This is a genomic window from Marinomonas pontica (assembly GCF_026191375.1).
Taxonomy (GTDB): Bacteria; Pseudomonadota; Gammaproteobacteria; order Pseudomonadales; family Marinomonadaceae; genus Marinomonas; species Marinomonas pontica.
The window spans coordinates 1-2,731 of sequence record NZ_JAODTL010000062.1 but is presented as its reverse complement, the minus strand read 5'-3'; the positions used below and the strand labels follow the sequence as shown (position 1 = coordinate 2,731).

1 protein-coding gene and 1 pseudogene are annotated in these 2,731 nt (G+C 43.8%); both read left to right on the top strand.

Annotated elements, in window-relative coordinates:
* Positions 1-219: 219 nt before the first annotated feature.
* Positions 220-1,798 (top strand): annotated as a pseudogene (guaA, locus tag N5P32_RS17850) (glutamine-hydrolyzing GMP synthase).
* A gap of 97 nt (positions 1,799-1,895) precedes the next feature.
* Complete coding sequence (gene sfsA, locus N5P32_RS17845) at positions 1,896-2,615, top strand: DNA/RNA nuclease SfsA (protein WP_265730350.1); 720 nt, start codon at positions 1,896-1,898, stop codon at positions 2,613-2,615.
* The last annotated feature ends 116 nt before the right edge of the window (positions 2,616-2,731 follow it).

Below are 2,731 nucleotides of genomic sequence, written 5' to 3'. Positions count from 1 at the left end.
CTCTCAGATTACGGGTGCTGGTATGCGTGAAAGTCATGTTCATGATGTGACGATTACGAAAGAAGCGCCAAATTATCATGTCGGCTAATCGCCCGATAATTTGACACTGAGATGGGGCGTACAACACGCCCCATCTTTATTTATTGCTCTTACTATTTTATTGATTACTTCTGCAAAAAGAGTGGCTCTTTTAAAGCAGAGTGAAAGGAATGGCTAATAATGTCGCAAGATATCCACGCTCATAAAATTCTTATTCTTGATTTCGGTTCTCAGTACACTCAGCTGATTGCGCGTCGCGTTCGCGAAATTGGTGTTTACTGTGAAGTTCGTGCTTTTGATATGGAAGACCAAGAAGTTATCGACTTCGATCCAAAAGGTATCATCCTTGCTGGTGGTCCTGAATCCGTTCCTGAGCCAGGTTCTCCTCGTGCCCCAGAAGCAGTATTTACATTGGGCGTGCCGGTATTTGGTATTTGTTACGGCATGCAAACCATGGCAGAGCAGTTGGGCGGTAAAGTTCAAGGTTCAGATATTCGTGAATTCGGCTACGCACAAATCCGTAAGCACGAAGGTCCAGCGTTGTTCCAAGATATCGAAGATCATATCGCGAACAATGGCGTTGCTTTGCTTGATGTTTGGATGAGTCACGGCGATAAAGTGATCGCTATGCCTGAAGATTTTACTTTGATGGCGTCAACTGACAGCTGCCCAATCGCGGCAATGGCGAACGAAGCGAAGAAATTCTACGGTGTACAGTTTCACCCAGAAGTAACGCATACATTACAAGGTGGCCGTATTTTATCTCGTTTTATCGTCGATATTTGTGGTTGTGACACGTTATGGACGCCTGCGAATATTGCGCAAGATGCGATCGAGCGTATGCAAGAGCAAGTTGGCGACAAAAAAGTTCTTCTAGCCCTTTCAGGTGGCGTGGATTCTTCTGTTGTGGCGGCATTTGCTTCATAAAGCGATTGGTGACCAATTGACTTGTGTCTTTGTCGACAACGGCTTGCTTCGTCTAAATGAAGGCGATCAAGTAATGAAAATGTTTGCTGATAACATGGGTGTAAAAGTCATCCGTGTGGATGCAGAAGATTTGTTCCTTGGTAAGCTTGCTGGCGAAAACGATCCAGAGAAAAAACGTAAGATCATCGGTAATACTTTCATTGAGATCTTCGATGAAGAGTCGTCTAAATTAGATGGTATCGACTTCCTTGCTCAGGGCACGATTTACCCTGACGTAATCGAATCTGCGGCTTCAAAAACAGGTAAGGCGCATGTCATCAAATCTCACCACAACGTGGGTGGCTTGCCTGATGATATGAAAATGGAGTTGGTTGAACCGCTTCGCGAATTGTTTAAAGACGAAGTGCGTAAGTTAGGTCTTGAACTAGGCCTTCCATACGACATGGTTTACCGTCATCCGTTCCCAGGGCCAGGTCTTGGTGTGCGTATCCTAGGTGAAGTTAAAAAAGAGTACGCCGACATCCTACGTCGGGCTGATGCTATCTTCATCGAAGAGTTACGTCGCTCTGGTTGGTATGACAAAACAAGCCAAGCTTTTGCTGTTTTCTTACCAGTTAAATCGGTTGGTGTAGTGGGCGATGGTCGTCGTTACGAATACGTGGTTGCACTTCGTGCCGTTGAAACCATCGACTTCATGACAGCGCGTTGGGCGCACCTACCTTATGAACTACTAGAAACTGTGTCTGGTCGCATTATCAATGAGATCGAGCATATTTCTCGTGTTACCTACGATGTGTCTTCTAAGCCACCGGCTACCATTGAGTGGGAATAATCCTTCTGTGTTAATGGTCTAACGAAACGGCTCTCTTTATAGTAAAGAGAGCCGTTTTTTGTTTGTATTGTATCTCGAAACATTTTGGAGCTTTGTTGTGGATTTTCCAACGCCCTTAATAGAGGGGAAATTGATTAAGCGCTATAAGCGCTTTTTATCGGATATTGAATTGCCCAATGGTGAAGTAGTGGTTGCTCATTGTCCCAATACCGGATCGATGAAACGCTGCCAACAAGATGATGCTCGTGTCTGGTTGTCTAAAAGTGGCAATCCAAAGCGTAAACTTGCCTATACATGGGAGCTGGTGGAAGTCGATGAGAAATATCTAGCCTGTATCAATACAGGTTATCCAAACAAATTAGTAGGCGAAGCAATTGCCAATGGCGTAGTAAAAGAGCTTTTAGGCTATTCCGAACAAAAAGCCGAAGTGAAGTATGGCGAGAAAAGTCGCATTGATTGGTTACTCACTGGCGGTGATGGCCGCAAGTGCTATGTGGAAGTCAAAAACGTCACCTTATTAGAGGAAGACGGATTAGGATACTTTCCTGATGCGGTAACAGATCGTGGACGTAAGCATTTATATGAGCTTGCGAAGATGGTCGAAGAAGGGCATCGTGCCGTCATGTTTTTTTGTGTTAGTCATACAGGGATTGATTCGGTTACACCGGCTGCTCATATCGATAAAAAGTATGCTCAAGCTTTTATAGAAGTTGTCGCAAAAGGTGTTGAGGTAATGGCTTATCAAGTGGCTATCGACACTCAGAGAATGAAAGTAGTGCGTTCTGTTTCTGTGAATATGCCCGAATTGATGGATTGATAATGCGTAAACTCTCTTTGTTTGGTTGCTTTATAACCAAAAATAATGGTTTTTGACGGTTTTATGAACGAATTTGCTTTTATTTAAAATAAATCGAAAGAAAGTGTCGAAAAGGG